Annotated in this window: 4 protein-coding genes; all 4 read right to left on the bottom strand. The window is 62.5% G+C overall.

The features are described from left to right. The coding region (locus tag EN991_RS31445; RefSeq protein WP_206519287.1) for a CoA transferase at positions 1 to 143 on the bottom strand (143 nt) is incomplete at its 3' end. 119 nt (positions 144 to 262) lie between these two features. After that, positions 263 to 1,225, bottom strand: coding sequence for a LysR substrate-binding domain-containing protein (locus EN991_RS31450; RefSeq protein WP_127370209.1), 963 nt, complete (start codon positions 1,223 to 1,225; stop codon positions 263 to 265). Positions 1,226 to 1,302: 77 nt separating this feature from the next. Further along, the gene (locus tag EN991_RS31455; RefSeq protein ID WP_127370210.1) at positions 1,303 to 2,253 is read right to left on the bottom strand and encodes a LysR substrate-binding domain-containing protein; all 951 of its coding nucleotides are present in this window, start codon (positions 2,251 to 2,253) and stop codon (positions 1,303 to 1,305) included. A 6-nt stretch (positions 2,254 to 2,259) separates the two neighbouring features. Further along, positions 2,260 to 2,669, bottom strand: a 410-nt coding sequence (locus EN991_RS40080) for a hypothetical protein (RefSeq protein WP_206519286.1), incomplete at its 5' end; no start/stop codon positions are given.

Below are 2,669 nucleotides of genomic sequence, written 5' to 3' on the forward strand. Positions count from 1 at the left end.
TCATAGCCGCGCGCGAAGTCGCCCTCGGGGCGCTCGAGCTTGATGACCCGCGCGCCCGCGTCGGCCAGACGGGACGTCGCCAAAGGCGCGGCCACGGCTTGCTCCAGCGAGATGACGATCGTTCCCTCCAGCGCGCCTGGCATGGCTCTTCCTTATGGTGCATTTCCGATACCATCGCACCGGAAGGGGTCCTTTCGTCAAATAGCGTTTTGTAATGGCAGGTATAGCGAAACGGTACAGGCGGCAGCCCGCCCGCAGCACCCTAGCCGAAGAGGTTGGGCCGCTGGGTTTCGTTGGATAGTTCGGCGCTCCAGACCTGGTCCTTGACCAACTGGCGAAGGATCTCCCACGATAGCTGCCCGACGGCGCGGGGCGCTGTCTGCAACGGCCGTTCGGTCGAGTAGGCCAGGTACACTTTCCGTGTAATTGCCGGGTTTTGGAAACTCCACGCCCGAAACAGGCCAGCCTGCGCCTCAGCGTTGATCGCCATCCGCGGGAGGATCCCGTAACCGATCCCACGTGTCACCAATCTCTTGATCTGGGTGTAGGAGTCGATTTCGATGGCAGGGTTGATGGCGACCTGGACTGAGGCTGCCACGACCTCGATCAGTTCTCGCAGACCGTGGCCCGGGCCCGGCACAACGAGGGGCAAACCGGCGACGTCGCGAAGCTCCACGGAAGAGCCCTGTAAGTCGGCCTGGCCCGGCATCGACGTGCTGGCAAAGAGACAGATTTCCTCGGACAAGCCGTGATGTACAGCGAGCCCCCGAGGATCCGAAGTTGCATAAATCATCGCGAGGTCAACCTCCCCCCGCTTCAACCATTCCAGAATGTAGCCGCTCATCGCCTCAATGATACGGATGCGCACCTCGGGGAACCGCTCGCGGGCGGCCTCGATCAGCGGCGCCGCGAGAAGCTCGCTCACTGTACCAGGCAGGCCGAAGCGCACTTCACCGCGAGGAGCTATGGCGGCGCCCCTCACGCTGTCGTTAATTTCGGCAAACTCGGCTAGGATGCGCTTGGCATGCACCATCAGCCGCGTGCCCGCTTCGGTCGCACTCACGCCATGTGGCCCGCGATGCAGGAGAGGAAGGCCAAGCTCCTCTTCCATGTGTCTGACATGCTGGCTCAAAGCGGGCTGCGCCACATGGAGCTGTGTCGCGGCCTTCGAGAACGAGCCGCTCTCGACGACCTTGGAAAAATATCTTAGCTGTCGAAGGTCCAAAACGGCTCCCTAGGCTCCGCGGAGGCCTAGCGTATAACATTCCGTTATTGAGGCAACGACAAAAAGCGGCCGTCCTTCTATCCCTGCCCTAACAAGACCGCGTCGGCGCTGTCCATGGATCTCTTGATCCGTCCGGCCCGCCGACGGACTTCATCAATCAAGGCGGTGAGCACCACGTTCCGGGGACTGCCTCCCTGAGGCCGCACGACGGCAATCGTGCGGACCATGGCGCTGTCAGCGATCGCATAAGCGCTCAGCACGTGCCCGGCCACTTCGCGCGTCACGCTCGAGTGGGGCAGAATGGTTGCGTACTGGGTGGTCTTGTCCGCGACGACAGCTTTTACGGCGCCGAGCGAATCGAGCTCGAGTTCCGGCTGCAGCGCGATGCCCCGGTCGCGGTAGACCCGATCGATGATCCGCCGCAATTCATGGATTTCGCTCGGCAATATCAACTTTAACCGGCTGATGTCTCCCAACTGGCGCGGCGCGTCGACCTGGGCGCGGGCATAAGCGGTTACCAGCACGAGGCGCTCGGCAAACAGATTGAGGATGTCGAGCTGATCCGGCGCGCTGGGCCGATAGGTGAGTGCAGCGTCGAGCCGGCCGGAGCGCATGAGACTGGCAAGGTCGCCACTGTAGGCCTCGACGACATTCAGCGTGACACCCTGATACTGGGCTTCAACAAAATTGCGGATGTCCTCCAGAAACAGCGGCACCATCGTCGGGCATATGCCGAGCGAGATTTCGCCCTTGAGCTTGTCCGAGCGCTGGCGCACCTCGCGGACCGCATCATCGAGCCCATCGATGTGCAGGCGCGACTGGCCGAGGAGGAACCATCCTTCGGCCGTGGGCTCGGCACCGCGCCCACTTCGGTTGATCAACGAGATACCGACTTCCTTTTCGAGCAGCTTAATTTGTCGCGTCAGGGACGGTTGGGCGACCCCTATGGATTGGGACGCACGGGAGAAGCCGCCGTGCTCGCAAACCGCGATGAAATAGCGTAGACGCCTGAGGTCGATGCCTTCCATGCCCAGTTACCGGCCCGTCACGCGGTCGAGGAGCCGTGCGATCCACGGGGTCGTAACGGACTCAAACAATGGGTTCACGTCCGGCACCAGGACGATCCTGTGGCGAGGACGTTGATCGATGACGGACAGGCGTCCCTGATAGGCCAGCCACCACACGATGAATACGCCGACAAACCAGAACAGGACCTGCCAGATCAGCAGCGAAGGCACCCCCGGCGCCACCACCACGCCAGCAAAAATCGGCTCGCTGAAAAATGTGTTGCCCAGGATTGCACCGGGGCCGAGCGCGAAAAACGCCCACAGAAGTGTCAGGGCCCATTTGGCCGTTGTGGCCGCCTGACTCCCCTTGCGTGCCGGCTGGCTCTCCTCGAAAGCGTCATGGAGGCGATCCCTGCGGTCCCGCTCGGCGCCGCTGC

The sequence above is a fragment of the Mesorhizobium sp. M7A.F.Ca.US.005.03.2.1 genome (genome assembly GCF_003997795.1).
Lineage (GTDB): Bacteria > Pseudomonadota > Alphaproteobacteria > Rhizobiales > Rhizobiaceae > Mesorhizobium > Mesorhizobium ciceri.

Bases quoted from the DNA above. Each gene is read 5' to 3' on its own strand.
- EN991_RS31455 (WP_127370210.1), bottom strand. From the start codon at position 2,253: ATGGAAGGCATCGACCTCAGGCGTCTACGCTATTTCATCGCGGTTTGC.